This is a genomic window from Pseudomonas sp. W22_MBD1_FP4 (genome assembly GCF_052113765.1).
Taxonomy (GTDB): domain Bacteria; phylum Pseudomonadota; class Gammaproteobacteria; order Pseudomonadales; family Pseudomonadaceae; genus Aquipseudomonas; species Aquipseudomonas sivasensis.
Map to the genome: position 1 here is coordinate 118989 of NZ_JBGQOI010000004.1, position 17231 is coordinate 136219.

Consider the following 17231-nt stretch of genomic DNA (forward strand, 5'->3'; position numbering starts at 1 on the left):
TACCCTCGCGAGCGCCAGGCAGCTCATAGCGTTAGGTAACTCAAAAGGCGGCTCAGCAGACCGAGCCCGATCACCACCACCAGCACCACACCAAGGAGCAGCCACGGCCGGAAAGGCTTGCGCTCGACTCGGTTTTGGGAGAGTTGCAGATACTCTTCGACATGCTTTTGGTCGTCGGGGTTCAGGCGACTGGTCATATAAGGCCTCGTCAGGTAGACGTTGCAAAAGGGCGCCACGTTACAGTCGGGGTGGGATCAGAGGCTGATCCCCACGTCGAACACTATGCTGCGCCCCAGGTTGTTGCGCAAGAAATCCGGGGCGTCCGGGTGAGCGAACAGCACTCGCGCGAACGTTGGCCCCACCAGAGACAGCGAGCGCCAGCCTTGGCGCAAGTATTCGGTGGGGGGTGGGAAGTGGCTGTTGAGGTCGAGCACTTCGCGCTTGAGGCTGGTGAACGCGACAAGATCCAGTTCGCCCAGGTCCATCCCGCGCTCTTTGTAGTTGTGGGCCTTCTTGCGCAACGTGGGCGCCAGGCGCAGCAGGAATTCATGAGCGGGGATTCGCCGAGGCTTGGCTTCGCGCCGCACCAGTTGGCTGAGGGAGAATGCGCTACGCCGGCGCAGCAATTCGTCTCGCCATTCGTCGTTCAGTCGCCGCCCTTCATCAAGTACGAAAAACACCTCGAAACTGGCATCGCGAAACAGCACATCCGGTGGTTCTTGACCTGCGGCATGAAACTCTTCGGCGCGGTAAGGCACGTTCAAACCTTGCAGCAGGCGCTGGCAGACCCAACGCTCACGCTCCCATTTGCGGGCATTGGACAGGAACGCGTTGGCTTGTTCGGCTGCTACGGTGAGCAGGCGCAAATAATCTGAGTCATCCATGCATGCAGCTTAGCGTCCAAATGATGACCGCAGGAAGTCCTGCCGCAAAAGCCAGGGTGTAGACTGGCCTTTCAAGCGTAATTCCCCCAAATGAGGAGCGTGCAGTGAAGTTTCTGGTGGTGTTGTTGCTAAGTCTTTTACCGGTATGGGCGCAGGCTGTTGAAGTGGGCGAGCGCCTCACTCCCTGGACCTTGCTCGATCAATTCGACCAAGCCTATACCCTCGATAACCATGCGCAGATTCTGCTGGTGGCGCGCAGCATGGACGCAGCGAAGCTGGTAGATGCGGCGCTGCAAGGCCAACCTAAAGGCTACTTAGAAGCACGGCATGCAGTGTTCGTCGCCGATATCCAGCGCATGCCTCGACTGATCGCCAAACTGTTCGCGGTACCCGCCATGCAATCCTACAACTACCGGGTCATGCTGGACCGTGACGCGCGTATCGCGCCGCGTTATCCCGCAGCGGCGGATAAAGTGCTGTGGCTGCAGCTGGAAAACGGTGCGTTGGTTTCTCAGCACGAATACGGCACTGCTGCCGAATTGCGCCAGGCCCTGGAGCAGGTGAGGCCGTGATCAGCGCCGCAGTGCTGGCGCCCACAACCCTGGGCATCGGCTGGCTGTTGTACGCGCCGGTGCTGCTATGGGCGATCCTGCGCTCGCCCTGGGTCGAGTTGTTTGCCGACCGGCGGCGCCAGCATTTGCTGTTCGGTACGGTGTTCGCACTGTTCATGTTGTGGCTGGTGCGGCGGGATTTCGACACTGGTGTGTCCTACCACTTTATTGGTATGACCGCCGTAACCCTGCTGCTGGATTGGCCCCTGGCCATCGTCGGTGGTTTTGCCGCCCAGTTCGGGTTAATGCTGCTTGGGCGCCAGGACCTGGCGGCCCTTGGCGTCAACGGCCTGCTGCTGGTCGTGCTGCCGGTGCTGATCACCGAAGGCTGTGCGCTTGTGGTCGAGCGGGCGCAGCCGCGCAATCCTTTCGTGTATATCTTTTGCTCCGGTTTTTTTGCTGCCGCGCTGTCCGCCTTGCTCTGCCTGTTACTGGGGTTGGGTTTGCTATGGTTTGACGGCCGTTTTGCCATGCCGGAATGGCTGGAAGATTTCGTCGGCTATCTGTGGCTGATCATCTTCCCAGAGGCCTTTATCAACGGCATGGTCATCAGCGCTCTGGTGGTGTTTTGCCCCGAATGGCTGGAGACCTTCAACCGCACCCGCTACCTCTCTGCGCCTTGGAAGGATGACGATTCGCAGCGTTGATCCAGATCAAACCCAGGGCGAGCGAGCAGGCCCATGCTCTGCCAAATTTTAGATAAGCAGGCGGGGAGCACGGATCATGGGTGTGTATGAGTGGGCACGGCAGGAGTTGCGAAAAAGCCAGGATGCGGCGCAGGAAATCGGTTTCGACCCAGGCCTGACCCTGCGGGCCATGCTCAGTGCGGTTGTGCAGCAGAGCAAGGGCGTGCGCAGTTTTGAAGACCTGGCCGACGAGCTGCAATACCTTGCAGAAAACCTCGACGACCAGCAGGAATATGCCTTTATGCGGCCTTAATGGCGAGGCGGCAGATCTTCGGAAAACAGCTCGTCTTCTGCGTCCGGGGCTACGGGGATCTTGTGTTCTTCAGCGGCCCAGGCGCCCAGGTCGATGAGTTTGCAACGGTCCGAGCAAAACGGCCGGTTGAGATTGTCGGTTTTCCATTCCACGGGGGCGCCGCAGGTTGGGCAGTCGACGGTCAAGGGTTGGCTCATGATCGGCCTCCACGCAAAGTAAGGTAAAAGTGATGCAGTCGCTCGACCTCGCTGTGCAGCCAGGCGAGGTCCTGGTCATTGACCAGTACGTCATCGGCATGGTTCAGGCGGTCTTCACGGCTGGACTGAGCCTCTAGAATCGCCTGTACTTGCTGTTCGCTGATGCCGTCGCGCTGCAGGGTACGCTGAATCTGCACCGATTGCGGCACGTCGATCACCAGGATGCGCTGGGTCATGCTGTACTGGCCGGACTCGATCAGCAACGGCGACACCAGAATCGCGTAAGGCGAGCGCGCGCGCGCCAGGTGGCTGCGAATCTCCTCGCCGATCAGCGGGTGTAGCAAGCCTTCCAGCCATAGGCGCTCTTCAGGTACTTCAAAGATCAGCTTGCGCAACGCGGCGCGGTCCAGTTGACCGTCGGGCTGCAGCACGTGTGCACCAAAGTGCTCGGCGATGCGTGCCAGTGCCGGCCGGCCAGGCTCGACCACCCAGCGCGCGGCGTGGTCGGCGTCGACCAGGTCCACGCCCAGGTCGATAAAGTGCTGGGCCGCCGCGCTTTTACCGCTGCCGATGCCGCCGGTGAGGCCAAGAATCCAGGGTGTTGCAACAGAAGTGGTCATCTGAAACCGACAGACTGCAAATAGAAGTCGGTTATTTGACCACCCCAGAGCAATGCAATCCAGCCGGCAATTGCCAGATACGGACCAAACGGCATCGGGGCCGAAGCCTGAGTCTTGCGCACGCGCATCAGGATCAGCCCGATAACCACTCCCACCAGCGACGACATCAACAGTGTCATCGGCAAAATCTGCCAACCACCCCAGGCGCCGAGCAGAGCCAGTAACTTGAAGTCGCCGTGGCCCATGCCGTCCTTACCGGTGACCAATTTGAACAGCCAGAACACGCTCCATAAGCTCATGTAGCCGCTCACTGTGCCCCAAAGGGCGTCGGGTAAAGTTGTCAGTAATTCAAAGCTGTTGACGATCAACCCCAGCCACAGCAATGGCAGCACCAGCACATCTGGCAGTAATTGGTGGTCCGCGTCGATCAGGCTCATTGCCAGCAACCCCCAACTCAATATCAGCACTGCTGCGGCTTGCCAGCCAAAGCCGAAATGTAGGGCGACCCAGGCCGAGATCAGCCCGCACGCAAGTTCGGTGAAGGGGTAGCGTGTGCTGATGGTTGCCTGGCAGTGGGCGCAGCGGCCTCGGAGTATCAGGTAACTGAGCACCGGGATGTTTTCCCACGGCCGGATCGGATGATCACAGTGCGGGCAGCACGAGTTGGGGTGCATCAGGTTATAGGTCAGCCCGGCAGGCTCAGCAGGTAAACCGAGCACTTCGTGGGCCTGAGCACGCCATTCCCGTTCGAGCATTTTTGGCAGGCGCCACACGAGCACATTGAGAAAACTGCCGACGATCAGCCCCAGTACCGACGCTATCGCCACAAAGGCCCATGGGTGCTCACTCAACAGCAAATTCAAAATGCGCTCCCCAGTTGGAAGACCGGCAGGTACATGGCGATGACCAGCGTCGCGACAATCCCCCCCAGAACCACCATGATCAGCGGTTCCATCAGGCTGGTGAGGCTGTCGACTTGGTCGTCCACGTCGTTCTCATAGTGGTTGGCGACTTTTTCCAGCATCTGTTCCAGCATGCCCGATTCTTCGCCGATTGCTGTCATCTGAATCGCCATACTGGGAAACAGGCCGCTGTTGGTCATGGAGTGATTCAACTGCATGCCAGTGGATACATCGTGACGCATATGTTCGATTGCCTGTTTGAACGGAGCATTGCCCACGGCGCCGGCGACTGAGTCCAAAGCCTGTACCAGTGGAACACCGGCTGCAAAGGTGGTGGACAACGTACGGGCGTAGCGGGCCACTGCGGATTTTGTCAGCAGTTTGCCTGCCAAGGGCGCATTCAACAAACCGGCGTCGAGCCAGTAGCGAAAACGCGGCGAGCTCCGATAAGCCTTACGCAATCCCATGATTCCGGCGGCAATGCCCAACACCAGAATCCACCAGGCTTGCTGCACGAATGCCGACAAGGCGATCACCTGCAAGGTAAGCGTTGGCAGCTTACCGTCAACCCCGGCGAACAGGGTCTGGAACTGCGGGACTACGTGAACCAGCAGTATGCCGGTGACCAGGCTGGCAACCACCAGGACCGCAACGGGGTAGGTCATGGCCTTTTTAATCCTGGCATTGAGTTGCTCGCTCTTTTCGCGGTGGATCGCTACCCGGTCCAGCAGGGTCTCCAGCGCACCCGCTTGTTCGCCCGCGGCCACCAGGTTGCAGTACAGCTCATCGAAGTAGCGCGGTTGTTTACGCAACGCCTCGGCCAGACTGGTGCCGGCTGCGATGTGCTGTTTCAGGTCTTGTACCAGCTCACGCACCGCACGGTTGTCGAAGCCTTCGTTGATGATGTCGAAGGCTTGCAGAAGGGGTATTCCGGCTTTGAGCAGAGTGGCCAGTTGGCGAGTGAGCAGCGTGATGTCAGTGGCTTTAACCGAATGAGTAAGGCTTGGCAGCATCGGGGAGTGCTTGCGCACACGGCCAGGGCTGATGCCTTGCTGGCGTAGTTGTGCCTTGACCAGGGCAGGGTTGTGCCCCTTGGTTTGCCCGGACACCCTGCGCCCTTTTCGGTTGATGCCTTCCCAAGCATAAATCGTTGAAGCGTTGTTCATGTCGCGGTTCCGCATATAAACCTTCGAAGATTTATAGCGTAGTCAGGTGACGGATTCGGGCGTGTCGAGGGCGCAGGATAAAATGTCAGAATGTGCGTCTTGTGCGCGATTGACCGCTTACGGGTGAGTACACTGGCGCCGCTGAAAAAAACGGGGTGCAGGACGCGCCTTGTCATGAGTTCTATTCTGGAGAGTGAATGTGATGAGTCAAAAAGGCTTTACCTTGATCGAGTTGTTGATCGTCGTGGCAATCATCGGCATTTTGGCCACCATCGGCCTCCCGATGTACACCACACACCAGGCCAAGGCCAAGTTCACTGCCGGCCTGGCTGAAATTACTGCCTTGAAGGCCGGCTACGAAGACACCTTCAATCAGGGCACCGTACCTACCGTGGCCTTGATTGGCGGCACGACCCCAACCGCCAACTGCAAGATCGATGTGGCAGGCGACGTCACGACTGGCGTGGGCTCCATCAGTTGCGAAATACTTGATGCGCCAGCGCCTGTGCTGGGCAAGACCATCAGCCTGACGCGCAGCGCCACCGGCTGGAAATGCACTACAACTGCTGAAGAGAAATATGCCGGCAAGGGTTGCGGCGCATAACCGCTAAACCATCCACAGGGAAGTAGAGGTGGCCGATGGCGTTATCCGTACAGCAGCGAGGCGGTGTGTTCCTGGTAGCAGTGGTGTGCTTGCTGACGATTGGGATCTGCGCACCGTTCAGTGGGCACGATCTGCAGCGCGTAGTGCAGATTGCCATCGGGGTCTGTGCGGTGCTGTATGGGCTGTCGGTTACCAGGCTTGAACCCTTGGTGGATAGGTTTACGGGCTGGGGCCTGGCGCTGGTTCTGGTGATGGGCATGGTGTCTTCGGTACTGGCCCATCAGCCGCTCTGGGCCTTCACCGAAGTGGCATTGTTTTTCAGTTGCGCTGCGATTGCGGTAGCGTTTGCCTTACTCCGGCGCCACGGCGGTGAGTCGATGGATCGTGCGCTGATACTGGTTGTGGTGCTGCTGTGCCTGATCAAAACCATCCAATATCTGTATGCCGGTGCGCTCGCATTCACCAGTGGTGCACTTACGCTGGATCCTGACCTGTTGCTGTCCGGCTTTTCCAACAAGCGCTTCTACGGTCAGTTCCAGACATTCACACTGCCGTTACTGGTGCTTCCCCTGCTGATACCCAATATCTCCCGCGCCCTGCGAGGTGCGGCGTTTGCTTTGTTGTGCGTCTGGTGGCTGATTGCGATAAGCGGTGGTACGCGCGGTACATGGCTAGGGATGGGCGCGGCGGGTTTACTGCTGGCGCTGCTGGGGCCCTGGGGGCGACGCTGGATGGGGTGGCAGTTGGCCGCTGTCGCAGGCGGCCTGTTGTTGTACTGGCTGGTATTTACGGTGCTGGCCGACCACTTGGGGATTGTGCTTTCCAGTGGCGCCGGTGATCGCCTGACCACCTCGCTGTCTGGGCGTGGTCCAATCTGGTGGCAGGCATGGCATATGCTTGTCGAGCGGCCATGGCTCGGGTTCGGGCCGATGCATTTTGCTGATATTGCCAACGAGATCGCCGCCCATCCGCATCAGTCCGTTTTGCAATGGGCCAGCGAATGGGGTGTGCCGTCGACACTCTGCGTGGCGGTGTTGGCGTGGCGTTCCGGATGGGCCACGCTTGGTGTGCTGCGTCAGAGGGCGCTGTCTGCCGAGCGCGTTGATCTGTTGCGCTTATGTCTGTTTGCAGCGTTGGTCGGCGCCTTGGTGCAGTCCATGGTCGACGGCGTGATCGTGATGCCCATTTCCCAAGTCTGGCTGGCACTGACAATCGGCTGGCTAATGGCGCTGCATGTGTGGGGTGCCTCGGCAACGGTTGCGCTACCGCTGGTTGGGTGGGCTTGGAAAGTACTGAGTGTGCTGGCCGTTGGTCTGTTGATTGCGATTGCACTGCGCGATGTCCCTCACATCGCGCAAGCCCAGCAGCAATACCTGAGTGACCATGGAAATCACCTGCAACCACGTTTCTGGGCCCAGGGGGTCATTGCTCGCTGAGGGGTGTAAGTTGCCGGACGCCCGATGCGGTGCTAGCTTTAGCCCACCGCCCGTGTAGCTCAGTTGGTAGAGCAGCGCACTCGTAACGCGAAGGTCGCAGGTTCGATTCCTGTCTCGGGCATAAAGGCGCTACTGTTTTAGATGCCGTGTTTAAACGGCAACGTTTTCAGATGATCCCAGAATGGTTCTGAAGGCCAGACGAGTCGGCATTCATGCCCGCTCTTTTGTATCTGCGCAACCTTGATGACCCAGATGCATCCCCATTCCTCGATCTAAGAGAACAACATGACCACGACTGAAATGACCCAGGAAGTTCGACATCAAGCAGCCCTCGAAAAATACATCGGGGAATCGCCGCAGCTCAAAGAAGAGATCAAGGACCTGAGCGCCGATGATCAGCGCGACCAGATCCAGTGGGCATTCGAGGACGAGGCCGAGAGCCAGGGCCTCCAGCCTTGGGAGTTGACCCTCAAGTACACCTCGACACCGGAAGAGTTCGAAGCCGCACGGCTGGCCTTGCACAAAGAGGCGGCCGAGGTGCTGGGTGTGGATTGGGAAGAGTATTGCGAGATGAATAACCTGGTCGTCTGACGCCGACGTACTTGTGTGGTGTGCGGGGCAGCCCGCTCACCACAATCAAGCATCAAATATTGACCTCAGATGCTCAGTCGCATAGACAAGTCCACCGCCTTAACATCCTTGGTCATCGCGCCGATGGAGATGTAGTCCACTCCGGTTTCAGCGATGGGCAGCAGGGTGCTTTCATTGATCCCGCCACTGGCTTCCAGCTTCGCCTTGCCGCCGTTCAGGCGCACGGCTTCACGCATATCTTCCAGGCTCAATTCATCCAGCATGATGATGTCGGCGCCCGCTGCCAGTGCTTCGCGTAGTTCGTCCAAGCTTTCCACTTCGATTTCCACCGGCTTGCCGGGCGCGATTTTGTGCGCGGCGGTAATGGCTTGGGCGATACCACCGCAGGCCGCGATGTGGTTTTCCTTAATCAGGAACGCGTCATACAAGCCAATCCGGTGGTTGTGGCAGCCACCACAGGTCACGGCGTATTTCTGCGCCAGGCGCAGGCCGGGCAGGGTTTTTCGGGTATCCAGCAGCTTGACCTGGGTGCTGGCGACAAAATCTGCGAGGAACCGGGCGCGTGTGGCGACCCCGGACAGCAACTGCAGGAAGTTCAGGGCAGAGCGTTCGCCGGTGAGCAGCGAGCGCGCCGGGCCTTCGAGGTGGAACAGGGCTTGGTTGGGGCTGACGCGCTCGCCGTCGGCCACTTGCCAGTGCACGGCGACCCTTGGGTCCAGTTGGCGGAAGACTGCGTCTACCCAGGCCGTACCGGCAATCACAGCGATATCGCGGGTAATGATGGTGGCGGTGGCCAGCCGTTCGGTCGGGATCAACTGCGCGGTGATGTCGCCGCTGCCGATGTCTTCCAGCAGTGCACGGCGCACGTTGGCTTCGATTTCGGCGGTGAGGTCGGCAAGACGGAGGTTCGGCATAACAGGCTCCACAAACAAAGTGTCCCGATTATAGGGGTAGCGTGCATTCGAACCCAGAGTCACCGCTGATTTACCACGCAATGTCAGAGGGTGCTGGCGCAACGGCCCTCATTTGCAAGATAATCCTGCGCCTTGCAATTGGCGTCATAGCTTTGACGTCCTGGTGATGAGCGGTTTCCACAGTGCCCAACGGGCCTGTACCCGATCTTTCCCCAACTCAATACCGCCGTTTCAGGAGGCCAGGATGCACAATGACGGAAAGGTGGTGCCAATCAACAGGGCACACGCCACGCCATCGCCGCTCGCGCGCCTGCCGGTGGTACTGCTGCAGGTTCGCGACAGAGCCGCGCAACAGTTGCAGCAGGGGCTGCAGGAATTGTTCGATAACGCCGACGACACGTTGTTCGAGATGGCCGACAAGGCCCGCAGCAACGTGGATCACCATATTTTCTTTGAAGCCATGCGCGACCTGCGCCTCAAGCGCAAGAATTTCGAGCGCGTGTTCATGGAGCGGCTATTCCAAGCCTTTGGCGGCCTGGGTCAGGCGGGGAGGGGCGAGCTTCAGATGGTGCCGGTGATGTCCTATGACACGGCGCCAAGTTCATCCAAGGATGAATTGGAAAAAGCCGTGGCACTTGAGGCTATGGTCGGCCGGGTGCGCAACCGAGACGGCCTGGCGCTTGGGCAGTTGACCGCGCGCTTGAGTGCCTTGCTGGGCAATAACCTGGATGATCGTGAAAACCCTTTGGGCCCGGCGCTACTGTGCGAGTTTTTCCTGCGCGCGGGGCGCAGTTTGGGTGTGGAGATCCGCGTCAAACTGATCATGCTCAAACTGTTTGAAAAATACGTGCTCAGTGACGCCGACCAACTCTACGGGGAAGCCAACCAGTTGCTGGGCGCCACCGGCGTATTGCCGGAACTCAAGGCTGTACCCTCCCGTCGCCCTGGCGAGCGCGCCACTCGTGATTACCAGCGTGAAGCAGCATTGCCTAGCGCGGAGCAACCCGTCGACGAGAATGGCCAGCAAGCCTTCGCCGCTTTGCAGGCGCTGTTGGCCCCCGTGCGCGGTAGCGTGTCGCCTACGCTTGAGGCCAGCGCAGAACCCCAGCCCATCGCGACCCGCGACCTGTTGCGGCTGTTGTCCCATTTGCAGCAGTACGTGCCGGAACCGGAAGTCGAAGATGATTTCGACCTGCGTAACCAGCTTGAGCAATTGCTCACCCGTGTCAGCGTCAAAAGTGGCAAGTCGCGGGTCGTGGAGGATGCGGACGAAGATGTAATCAATCTGATCGCCTTGCTGTTCGAATTTATCCTCAACGACCGCACCGTGCCGGACGCCTTCAAGGCTTTGATCGGCCGACTGCAGATCCCACTGCTGAAAGTGGCAGTGCTGGACAAGAGTTTTTTCAGCCGTGCCAGCCACCCAGCGCGGCGCCTGTTGAATGAAATTGCCACGACCGCCATGGGCTGGAGCCCGGTCGCTGACTACCAGCGCGACAGTCTGTATCTGCGCATCGAGCAGGTGGTTCAGCGTTTGCTCAATGAGTATGTCGAAGACCCGGCGATTTTTTCCCTGTTGCTGACTGAGTTCAATGCGTTTACCGCTGATGAGCGTCGGCGCTGCGAGTTGCTTGAGCAGCACACTCGCGACGCCGAAGAAGGGCGCGTGCGCACTGACGCGGCGCGAGCACGGGTGGCCGAGGTGCTCAATCGACGGCTATTGGGCAAGGTTTTACCGCGAGCTGTGGTGCTGTTTCTGCAACAGGCCTGGAGCCAGGTGCTGTTGCTGGCCAGCCTCAAGTACGGCGAGCAGTCGGTGCAATGGCAAGCAGCGCTGCGCACCATGGATGAGCTGATCTGGAGTGTGAGCCTGCCGCAAGACACCGAAGCCGGGGGCCATTTAGTAGAGCAGTTGCCGGGCTTGCTCAAGGCCCTGCGCGACGGGTTGACCAGCGCAGCCTTCGACCCCTTCAGCACCCGTGATTTTTTTGTTCGTTTGCAGGCCCTGCATGTCCAGCCGACCGAGGGTGTCGATGGGTTGATCGAAGTGCGCGAACCTTTAGTGCTCAGCACAACGCCGCCTGGTTCAGTTGAAGATCTCCCGGCGGATGATCCGGACCTGCTCAAGGTTTACAAATTGCGGATCGGTGACTGGGTCGTGTTCCAGCCAGGGCAGCCCAGCGCTCTGCGGTGCAAGCTGATGGCGATCATGGCACCGGCCAATACCTACGTTTTTGTTGGCCGCACCGGGCTCAAAGTCCTGGATAAAAGTGCAGGCCAACTGGCGCTGGCGTTCAAGCGTGGGGCGCTGTACATCCTGGATGATGGGCCGCTGTTCGAGCGAGCACTGGCGGCAGTGGTGGGACAACTGCGTCAACTCAATCGCGGCAAGTGATCGCAACCACGGGGTCGAACGCGGCATACTGGTCACACTTAGTCACGTTCAAGGATCCTGTATGCAGTTGGACCCCGCCAGCGGTTGGTGCCAGGGCATTCGCCATTGCCCTTCGCCCAACTTCAACGAGCGCCCCACAGGCGAAATCTCACTGTTGGTGGTGCATAACATCAGCCTGCCACCGGCGCAGTTCGCCACTGGCAAGGTGCAGGAGTTTTTCCAGAATCGCCTGGATGTCACGGAACATCCCTACTTTGAAGGGATTGCAGAGCTACGGGTGTCTGCGCATTTTCTGATTGAGCGCGACGGCGCGGTGACGCAGTTTGTGTCCTGCATCGACCGCGCCTGGCATGCCGGGGTTTCATGCTACGAAGGGCGTGAAACCTGTAATGACTTTTCCTTGGGTATAGAGCTGGAGGGCACGGATGACTTGCCCTTCACCGACGCCCAATATAGGTCGCTGATCGACCTTACCCTTCAGTTGCTGGCGGCCTATTCCGGTATTACGCCGCAGCGCATATGCGGTCACAGCGATATCGCCCCGGGGCGCAAGACCGATCCCGGCCCCGCTTTTGATTGGACGCGCTTTCGCAGCGCTCTGCAGGATGGAGGACACGCACGATGAGTTTTCTGGTATTGGTGCTGGCGGTGTGGATCGAGAAGTTCTCGGCCATGCGCCAGCGATTGCAGCGTGACGGCGGCTGGTTGCGTGAATTGGCCAAGTTGGAGTCGAGCCCGCGCCTGGGCAAGCAACCTTGGCTGATTCTGGTCCTGTTGGTGTTGCTGCCGGTGGCGTTGCTGGCGTTGTTGCTGCTGGTGCTGGAACCAGTGGCCTATGGCTTGTTGGCGCTGCCGGTGCACCTGCTGGTGGTGATCTACAGCTTGGGCCGTGGTGATCTGTTGGCCGGGCTTGGGCCGTTTCGCGACGCTTGGCGCCGGGGTGATCTGCAAGCTTCCGAGCACGTGGCCGAGCGCGACCTGAAGCTGGGTGCCGACAGCGGTGAGCAACTGCTGGAACGCGTTCAGGGCCATTTGTTGTGGCAGGCTTACCAGAGCTTTTTCGCAGTGATTTTCTGGTACTTCCTATTGGGGCCGGTCGCCGCGCTGGCCTATCGGCTTTTGGCCCTGGCCAGTGAGCACAGCCAGAACCCACTGGTGGCCGAACGCGCCGGGCAATTGCGTCATGCGTTTGACTGGTTACCGGTGCGCCTGCTGGCGGCCAGCTTTGCCTTGGTGGGCAATTTCGTCGCGGTCAGTCGTGTCATGCTTCACGAGCTGCTGAACTGGGACATCAGCGCCGCGCAATTGGTGGAAAAAGTCGGCCTGGTCGCTGCTGAAATCCCGCCGCCGGTGGTAGGTGCAGACGGCATCAATAGCCTGGATCGGCTTTGGGAGCTGCTGCTGCGCGCGGCAGTGCTGTGGTATGCCGGTTTCGCCATTTGGACTGTGCTGCCTTGACCCTCCGACAGGAGCGAGTCCTTCGCTCCTGTCGTTAACCTTAAGTTACAAAACTCCCTTTCAAATTGAGCTATATAGACAGAGCGCCAAATAGTGGCTTTCTGCCGCCGCCCTGCGCCTCAATAAAAATAAAAGAAAAGGGAGTTCACCTGTGAAGAGCTTGCTCTATCCCGCCATCGCGCTGATGAATCGCCTGAGCTTCGGCATGAAGTTCAGCCTGATCAGCGTGCTGTTCCTGCTGCCGATGCTCGCGACCAACTACTACCTGGTGCGTGATTCCTGGCGCGAATTCCAGGGCACCCGTGTCGAACTGCAAAGCCTTGATCTGCTCGGCAGCAGCCTGGCCCTGCGCCGGGATCTGGAGACCCTGAATAACCAGGTGCAGATCAACGCAACCCTCGGCCAGTCCGGTAAAGCCGGTGACCTTGAGGCCAAGATCAGCGCCTTGGAGCAGAGCGTGCTCACCCGTTTGCAAGGCCTCAACCCGATGGCCACCGAGCCCGAGCAAATCACTGTGTTTGAAGGCAAGCGCGACGAACTGATCGCCGCCTTCAAGGCCCAGCAACAGGAAACTTCGTTGCTGAGCAAAAGTGCGCTGATCGGCAAGTTGCTGAATAAAGCGCAGATGCTCAGCCAGATCATTGCCAGCCAATCCGGCTTGAGCCGTGACCCGCAGAGCGATTTACGCCAACTCAGCGAACTGATCACCAGTGTCACCCCCCAAGTCACTCAAACCCTGGGAGAGGGGCGGGCGATGGGCGCTTACTCTCTGGGACAGGGCTTCCTCAATTCCTCCTCAAGCACCCGTTTTGACGAACTGCTGCAACAGCTGGAAAAACTCCAGGCCGAATACGGCTTAAAATTGCAGGACGCCCTGGGCTCCAGCAAAGCCGCTCACGCTGCGCTTGATGGCTTGGCGAAGGCCAGCAACGCCAGCCTCAAGCAAGGCAGCGAGTTGTTTGAAGAGCAGGTGGTCATGGCTGAAACCCTCGAAGCTCCTTGGCAGGCTTTCTACGACAGTGTCAGCCAATTGATGGCCAAGACCTATCAGCTTGATGACGCCACCCTGAGTTTTCTCGGGCAGCAACTGGATCAGCGCCTGGCGCAAAACCGTACACACATGGTGGTACTGGTCTCGGCACTGACAGCGGTATTTCTGCTGATCTTCTATCTGTACGCAGGCTTCTACGCCTCGACGCGCACCACCCTGCGACGCCTGGGGGCGATGATGGACAAGGTGGCGGCCGGCGATATGACCGTCACGTTTGTCGCCCAAAGCCGCGACGAGTTGGGCGATCTCGGCCAGGTGTTCAACGGCACGGTGGCGAAAATCCATGACTTGATCGAACGCGTCGGTCACACCGTCAGCCAGGTCGAACTGCAGGCCGGACAAGTGGAAACGGTTTCGGCCCGCAGCAATCAAGCGGTCTCTGGCCAGCGCACGCAAATCGAACAAGTGGCGACGGCCATGAACCAGATGTCGGCCACCGCCCAGGAAGTGGCGCGCAGTGCGGCCGCGGCGGTCAGCAGTGCTCACAGCGTCAACGATGAAACCGTAAGTGGCCGTGGACTGGTGCAATCCCAGCAGAGCAGCATTGCGCGGCTGGCCTCGGAGATAGATTTGTCAGTGGGGGTGATCAACCAACTGGCCACTGACAGCCAGTCGATCAGCAGCGTGTTGGAAGTCATTAAAAGCATCGCCGAGCAAACTAACCTGCTGGCGCTCAACGCGGCGATTGAGGCCGCGCGGGCTGGTGAGCAGGGACGCGGTTTTGCGGTGGTGGCCGATGAAGTGCGCACGCTGGCTCGGCGCACTCAGCATTCCACCGAAGAAATCGAACAGATGATCAGCCGCCTGCACAGCGGTGTCGGCGCGGCAGTGAAGGCCATGGGCACCAGCCATGAAATGGCCAGCGGTACCGTCGGCCAATCGGAAAAGGTCCAGCAGGCGCTGGAAAATATCCTCGGCGCCGTCGGCATGATCGTCGACCAGAACCAGCAAATCGCTGCCGCCGTGGAACAACAGACTGCCGTCGCCCACGATATCGACCAGAACATCGTCGAAATCAATCGGGCCGGCGAACATGCGGCCCAAGGCGCACATCAGACCGAGGCGGCAAGCCGGCAGCTCTCATTGCAGGTGATCGAGTTGAAGCAATTGATCGGGGCCTTTCGCGTGTAAGGGGGCGGAGTAGGATTGGTCTTCTGGTGATGTAGTTCTCGTCTGGATTTCTCTGGGTGCCTTTTTTGTTCGCGGGAATGAGTGAGAATTTATTTCACTCAATCCCGCTCAAGGGGAGGCACGACGATGACCACCGCCGCTGGCATCAAGGGGCACTGCGCCCATTGCGACATCACGTTTGAACTCAAGCCCTGGCAACTGAATGCCATCGCCATCGAAGAACCCTTCGACTGCCCCTACTGTCAGCATGTGTTGGAACTGAACTGCCCACGGCAATTGCGCCACTTCAAAGCGCTGGACCACTGGGCGCTGGTACGCCCGAGCATGGCGATATTGACCAGCGTGGTGCTGATCGTGGCACTGGTGACTGAATGGGTGGGGCTGATCAGCGTGATCGGCCAGCTCAACGTGTCACTGTTGGTGCTGTTGGTGCATTTCCTGGTGCTGCGCTACGCCCGCCATCGGCAGCGAATGACCCTTAACCTGCAAGCGGTGATCCCGGCCTTACCACTTGAACAGCTCCCACGCATTGCGTGTGCTCGCCTCGGCCAGCAATAGCGGGCTGGTGCCCATGCGTTCGGCCAGGGCGGTGCAGATTTCGGGCAAATGCTCAGGGCTATTGCGCTGGCCAGCGTACATGGCCGGTGCCATGTCGGGGGCGTCGGTTTCCAGTACCACCGCGTCCAGCGGCAATTGCGCCAGCACCTTGTGCATGCGCAAAGCCTGGGGCCACGTGGCGGCACCGCCGAGGCCGAGCTTGAAGCCCAGCTTGATGTACTCGTGGGCTTCCTCCCGGCTTCCGGCGAACGCGTGGATGATGCCACCTCGTGGCAGGCGGATGCGCTTGAGGGTGGCGATCACGGCTGCGTGGCTGCGGCGTACGTGCAGCAGCGCCGGCAGTTGGAAGTCCACGGCCAGTTTGAGCTGGGCTTCGAACAGGCTCTGCTGGCGTTCGCGGTCCAGGTGTTCAAGGAAGTAGTCCAGGCCAATTTCGCCCACCGCACACAGTTGCCGGTGGCCGTGCAGGCGGCTCAGCCAGTCGCCCAATGCCGTGAGGTCGGCGGGACGGTGGTCGTCCAGGTACACCGGGTGCAAGCCGAAAGCCGCGAACAAACCTTCATCCGTCTGCACCAGATCCCACAACCGCTGCCAATTCTGCTGATACACCCCCAACACCACCATGCGTCGCACCCCGAGTGTACGGCTGCGGGCGAGAACTTGCGGGCGATCGTTGTCGAAGTCCGGGAAGTCCAAGTGGGTATGGGTGTCGATCAGCTCCACGCTCAGGCCTCGTGGATCCGCTGTTTGAAGGTCCGGCCGATCGCATGCACGCCCGGTTGGTACTGTTCTTCTTCAATCGCGGCTAAGGCCAGGCGCAAGGCAGCGTCGGCAATCAGTTGATGTTGCTGGGCCATGGCGTTGACCGGCAGCGGCAGAAAATCCAGCAGCTGGGTGTCACCAAAGGTGCCCAAGCGCAGCGGGCGCGACTTGAGTGGGAAGTCATGCAGCGCGTCAAACACACCCTGCAAGAGCACGTAGGACGTGGTCACCAGTGCGTCAGGCAAATGCCCCAGTCGTTGCAGTAGTTGTTCCATCAACTGTCTGCCGCAATCACGGCTGAAGGATTCGCCGTGTTCGACGATCACCTCGCCTGTGAAGCCTTGCAGCGCTTCACGAAAACCATCGGCACGCTCCTGGCTGATGTTCAGCTCAGGCCGTGCGCCGATCAGCACGATCTGTTTGGGCAGTGGTTGCAGCAGGCTGCTGGTCAGTTGTTGGCACGCCTGGCGGTCGTCGCTGACCACTGAGCAGAACTGGTCTGGTTCCATCACCCGGTCGATAGCGATCACCGGTAAACCTTTGGCTTGCAGCTCGCGGTAGCTGTTATCGCTGGCGGGCAGGCAACTGGCCACGAACAACGCATCGCAACGCCGCGCGCGGAACAGTTGCAGCAGTTGGCGCTCGCTGTCCGCCTCATCGTCGGAACTGGCGATCAGCAACTGATAGCCGCGCGCGCGGGCGCCTTGTTCCAATAGCTTGGCGATTCGTGCGTAACTGGGGTTTTCCAGGTCGGGCAGAATAAAGCCCAAGGTGCGCGTGTGCCGACTGCGCAGCCCGGCGGCTTGGGGGTTGGGCGTAAAGCCATGGGCTTCGACCACGGCACGCACTCGCTCAACGGTGGCGTTGCTGATGCGTTGCTGTTCTGCCTTGCCATTGATGACGTAGCTGGCGGTGGTCACGGACACACCGGCTAGACGCGCGATATCACTGAGTTTCAAACCGGGATTTCCTTGTTTTTTGGAGCTTGCCCCGACATTTTTTCCAATCGTAA

At 59.6% G+C, this 17231-nt stretch carries 20 protein-coding genes and 1 tRNA gene; 12 read left to right on the top strand and 9 right to left on the bottom strand.

Annotated elements, in window-relative coordinates; all coding sequences use genetic code 11:
* Nucleotides 1–23: 23 nt before the first annotated feature.
* Together ACEN2T_RS07375 and ACEN2T_RS07380 are read right to left on the bottom strand one after the other, a co-directional pair.
* Entirely contained in the window at nt 24–197 is a 174-nt protein-coding gene (locus ACEN2T_RS07375) for a DUF3094 family protein (protein ID WP_032886188.1), read from the bottom strand.
* Nucleotides 198–254: 57 nt separating this feature from the next.
* Nucleotides 255–884 carry a DUF1780 domain-containing protein gene (locus ACEN2T_RS07380; protein ID WP_032886189.1) on the bottom strand — a complete coding sequence of 210 codons (630 nt, stop codon included), beginning with the start codon at nt 882–884 and terminating at the stop codon, nt 255–257.
* A 104-nt stretch (nt 885–988) separates the two neighbouring features.
* Between ACEN2T_RS07380 and ACEN2T_RS07385 the strand changes: the two genes are divergently transcribed.
* From ACEN2T_RS07385 to ACEN2T_RS07395, 3 genes are all read left to right on the top strand, one after another.
* Complete coding sequence (locus ACEN2T_RS07385; RefSeq protein ID WP_032886190.1) at nt 989–1456, top strand: hypothetical protein; 468 nt, start codon at nt 989–991, stop codon at nt 1454–1456.
* Entirely contained in the window at nt 1453–2142 is a 690-nt protein-coding gene (locus ACEN2T_RS07390; RefSeq protein ID WP_032886191.1) for an energy-coupling factor ABC transporter permease, read from the top strand. The genes ACEN2T_RS07385 and ACEN2T_RS07390 overlap by 4 nt, the downstream gene beginning before the upstream one ends.
* Nucleotides 2143–2218: 76 nt before the next feature.
* Complete coding sequence (locus ACEN2T_RS07395; RefSeq protein ID WP_032886192.1) at nt 2219–2434, top strand: hypothetical protein; 216 nt, start codon at nt 2219–2221, stop codon at nt 2432–2434.
* On the opposite strand, the gene yacG is transcribed toward ACEN2T_RS07395, so the two are convergent.
* The 4 genes from yacG to ACEN2T_RS07415 are packed head-to-tail and all read right to left on the bottom strand — an operon-like array spanning nt 2431 to nt 5319.
* Nucleotides 2431–2631 (bottom strand): DNA gyrase inhibitor YacG, encoded by a 201-nt coding sequence (gene yacG / locus ACEN2T_RS07400; RefSeq protein ID WP_032886193.1) that lies wholly within the window; start codon nt 2629–2631, stop codon nt 2431–2433. The two genes, ACEN2T_RS07395 and yacG, sit on opposite strands and share 4 nt — an antisense overlap.
* On the bottom strand, nt 2628–3251 hold the full coding sequence (gene coaE / locus ACEN2T_RS07405) for a dephospho-CoA kinase (protein ID WP_181642863.1): 624 nt from the start codon (nt 3249–3251) through the stop codon (nt 2628–2630). The genes yacG and coaE overlap by 4 nt, the downstream gene beginning before the upstream one ends.
* Nucleotides 3248–4114: a prepilin peptidase gene (locus tag ACEN2T_RS07410; RefSeq protein ID WP_442116517.1), complete on the bottom strand. Its 867-nt coding sequence runs from the start codon at nt 4112–4114 to the stop codon at nt 3248–3250. The genes coaE and ACEN2T_RS07410 overlap by 4 nt, the downstream gene beginning before the upstream one ends.
* Nucleotides 4111–5319, bottom strand: a complete 1209-nt coding sequence (locus ACEN2T_RS07415) for a type II secretion system F family protein (RefSeq protein ID WP_442116518.1) — start codon at nt 5317–5319, stop codon at nt 4111–4113. The genes ACEN2T_RS07410 and ACEN2T_RS07415 overlap by 4 nt, the downstream gene beginning before the upstream one ends.
* Before the next feature lie 202 nt (nt 5320–5521).
* On the opposite strand from ACEN2T_RS07415, the gene ACEN2T_RS07420 reads away from it, so the two are divergent.
* The 4 genes from ACEN2T_RS07420 (at nt 5522) to ACEN2T_RS07435 (ending at nt 7950) form a co-directional block, all read left to right on the top strand.
* Nucleotides 5522–5923, top strand: a complete 402-nt coding sequence (locus ACEN2T_RS07420; RefSeq protein ID WP_095183799.1) for a pilin — start codon at nt 5522–5524, stop codon at nt 5921–5923.
* Between the two features lie 35 nt (nt 5924–5958).
* Nucleotides 5959–7359, top strand: coding sequence for an O-antigen ligase family protein (locus tag ACEN2T_RS07425; protein ID WP_122752398.1), 1401 nt, complete (start codon nt 5959–5961; stop codon nt 7357–7359).
* Between the two features lie 48 nt (nt 7360–7407).
* Nucleotides 7408–7480, top strand: a tRNA-Thr gene (locus ACEN2T_RS07430).
* A gap of 164 nt (nt 7481–7644) precedes the next feature.
* A complete protein-coding gene (locus tag ACEN2T_RS07435) occupies nt 7645–7950 on the top strand; it encodes a DUF6388 family protein (protein ID WP_032886199.1) in 306 nt (101 codons plus the stop codon).
* Nucleotides 7951–8015: 65 nt separating this feature from the next.
* On the opposite strand, the gene nadC is transcribed toward ACEN2T_RS07435, so the two are convergent.
* Nucleotides 8016–8864, bottom strand: coding sequence for a carboxylating nicotinate-nucleotide diphosphorylase (gene nadC / locus ACEN2T_RS07440; protein ID WP_032886200.1), 849 nt, complete (start codon nt 8862–8864; stop codon nt 8016–8018).
* Nucleotides 8865–9108: 244 nt separating this feature from the next.
* On the opposite strand from nadC, the gene ACEN2T_RS07445 reads away from it, so the two are divergent.
* The 5 genes from ACEN2T_RS07445 to ACEN2T_RS07465 all read left to right on the top strand — a co-directional run bounded on the left by ACEN2T_RS07445 (nt 9109) and on the right by ACEN2T_RS07465 (nt 15457).
* Nucleotides 9109–11259, top strand: coding sequence for a DUF1631 domain-containing protein (locus tag ACEN2T_RS07445; protein WP_122764728.1), 2151 nt, complete (start codon nt 9109–9111; stop codon nt 11257–11259).
* 61 nt (nt 11260–11320) lie between these two features.
* Nucleotides 11321–11884 carry a 1,6-anhydro-N-acetylmuramyl-L-alanine amidase AmpD gene (ampD, locus tag ACEN2T_RS07450; RefSeq protein WP_032886202.1) on the top strand — a complete coding sequence of 188 codons (564 nt, stop codon included), beginning with the start codon at nt 11321–11323 and terminating at the stop codon, nt 11882–11884.
* On the top strand, nt 11881–12717 hold the full coding sequence (ampE, locus tag ACEN2T_RS07455; protein ID WP_095183802.1) for a regulatory signaling modulator protein AmpE: 837 nt from the start codon (nt 11881–11883) through the stop codon (nt 12715–12717). Before ampD ends, ampE begins: the two co-directional genes overlap by 4 nt.
* Before the next feature lie 151 nt (nt 12718–12868).
* Entirely contained in the window at nt 12869–14899 is a 2031-nt protein-coding gene (locus ACEN2T_RS07460; protein WP_442116519.1) for a methyl-accepting chemotaxis protein, read from the top strand.
* Between the two features lie 126 nt (nt 14900–15025).
* Complete coding sequence (locus ACEN2T_RS07465) at nt 15026–15457, top strand: hypothetical protein (RefSeq protein WP_032886205.1); 432 nt, start codon at nt 15026–15028, stop codon at nt 15455–15457.
* On the opposite strand, the gene ACEN2T_RS07470 is transcribed toward ACEN2T_RS07465, so the two are convergent.
* Together ACEN2T_RS07470 and cra are read right to left on the bottom strand one after the other, a co-directional pair.
* A complete protein-coding gene (locus tag ACEN2T_RS07470; RefSeq protein WP_442116520.1) occupies nt 15404–16180 on the bottom strand; it encodes a TatD family hydrolase in 777 nt (258 codons plus the stop codon). The genes ACEN2T_RS07465 and ACEN2T_RS07470 overlap by 54 nt on opposite strands.
* A 2-nt stretch (nt 16181–16182) precedes the next feature.
* Entirely contained in the window at nt 16183–17178 is a 996-nt protein-coding gene (gene cra / locus ACEN2T_RS07475; RefSeq protein ID WP_095183806.1) for a catabolite repressor/activator, read from the bottom strand.
* Nucleotides 17179–17231: the final 53 nt, after the last annotated feature.

What these genes read in the sequence shown, in the direction of transcription:
- nadC (WP_032886200.1), bottom strand. Translation starts at nt 8,864, where the DNA reads ATGCCGAACCTCCGTCTTGCCGACCTCACCGCCGAAATCGAAGCCAAC.
- ACEN2T_RS07425 (WP_122752398.1), top strand. Translation starts at nt 5,959, where the DNA reads ATGGCGTTATCCGTACAGCAGCGAGGCGGTGTGTTCCTGGTAGCAGTG.
- ampD (WP_032886202.1), top strand. Translation starts at nt 11,321, where the DNA reads ATGCAGTTGGACCCCGCCAGCGGTTGGTGCCAGGGCATTCGCCATTGC.
- ampE (WP_095183802.1), top strand. Translation starts at nt 11,881, where the DNA reads ATGAGTTTTCTGGTATTGGTGCTGGCGGTGTGGATCGAGAAGTTCTCG.
- ACEN2T_RS07395 (WP_032886192.1), top strand. Translation starts at nt 2,219, where the DNA reads ATGGGTGTGTATGAGTGGGCACGGCAGGAGTTGCGAAAAAGCCAGGAT.
- yacG (WP_032886193.1), bottom strand. Translation starts at nt 2,631, where the DNA reads ATGAGCCAACCCTTGACCGTCGACTGCCCAACCTGCGGCGCCCCCGTG.
- ACEN2T_RS07375 (WP_032886188.1), bottom strand. Translation starts at nt 197, where the DNA reads ATGACCAGTCGCCTGAACCCCGACGACCAAAAGCATGTCGAAGAGTAT.
- ACEN2T_RS07465 (WP_032886205.1), top strand. Translation starts at nt 15,026, where the DNA reads ATGACCACCGCCGCTGGCATCAAGGGGCACTGCGCCCATTGCGACATC.
- ACEN2T_RS07420 (WP_095183799.1), top strand. Translation starts at nt 5,522, where the DNA reads ATGAGTCAAAAAGGCTTTACCTTGATCGAGTTGTTGATCGTCGTGGCA.
- ACEN2T_RS07445 (WP_122764728.1), top strand. Translation starts at nt 9,109, where the DNA reads ATGCACAATGACGGAAAGGTGGTGCCAATCAACAGGGCACACGCCACG.
- coaE (WP_181642863.1), bottom strand. Translation starts at nt 3,251, where the DNA reads ATGACCACTTCTGTTGCAACACCCTGGATTCTTGGCCTCACCGGCGGC.
- ACEN2T_RS07380 (WP_032886189.1), bottom strand. Translation starts at nt 884, where the DNA reads ATGGATGACTCAGATTATTTGCGCCTGCTCACCGTAGCAGCCGAACAA.
- ACEN2T_RS07415 (WP_442116518.1), bottom strand. Translation starts at nt 5,319, where the DNA reads ATGAACAACGCTTCAACGATTTATGCTTGGGAAGGCATCAACCGAAAA.
- ACEN2T_RS07435 (WP_032886199.1), top strand. Translation starts at nt 7,645, where the DNA reads ATGACCACGACTGAAATGACCCAGGAAGTTCGACATCAAGCAGCCCTC.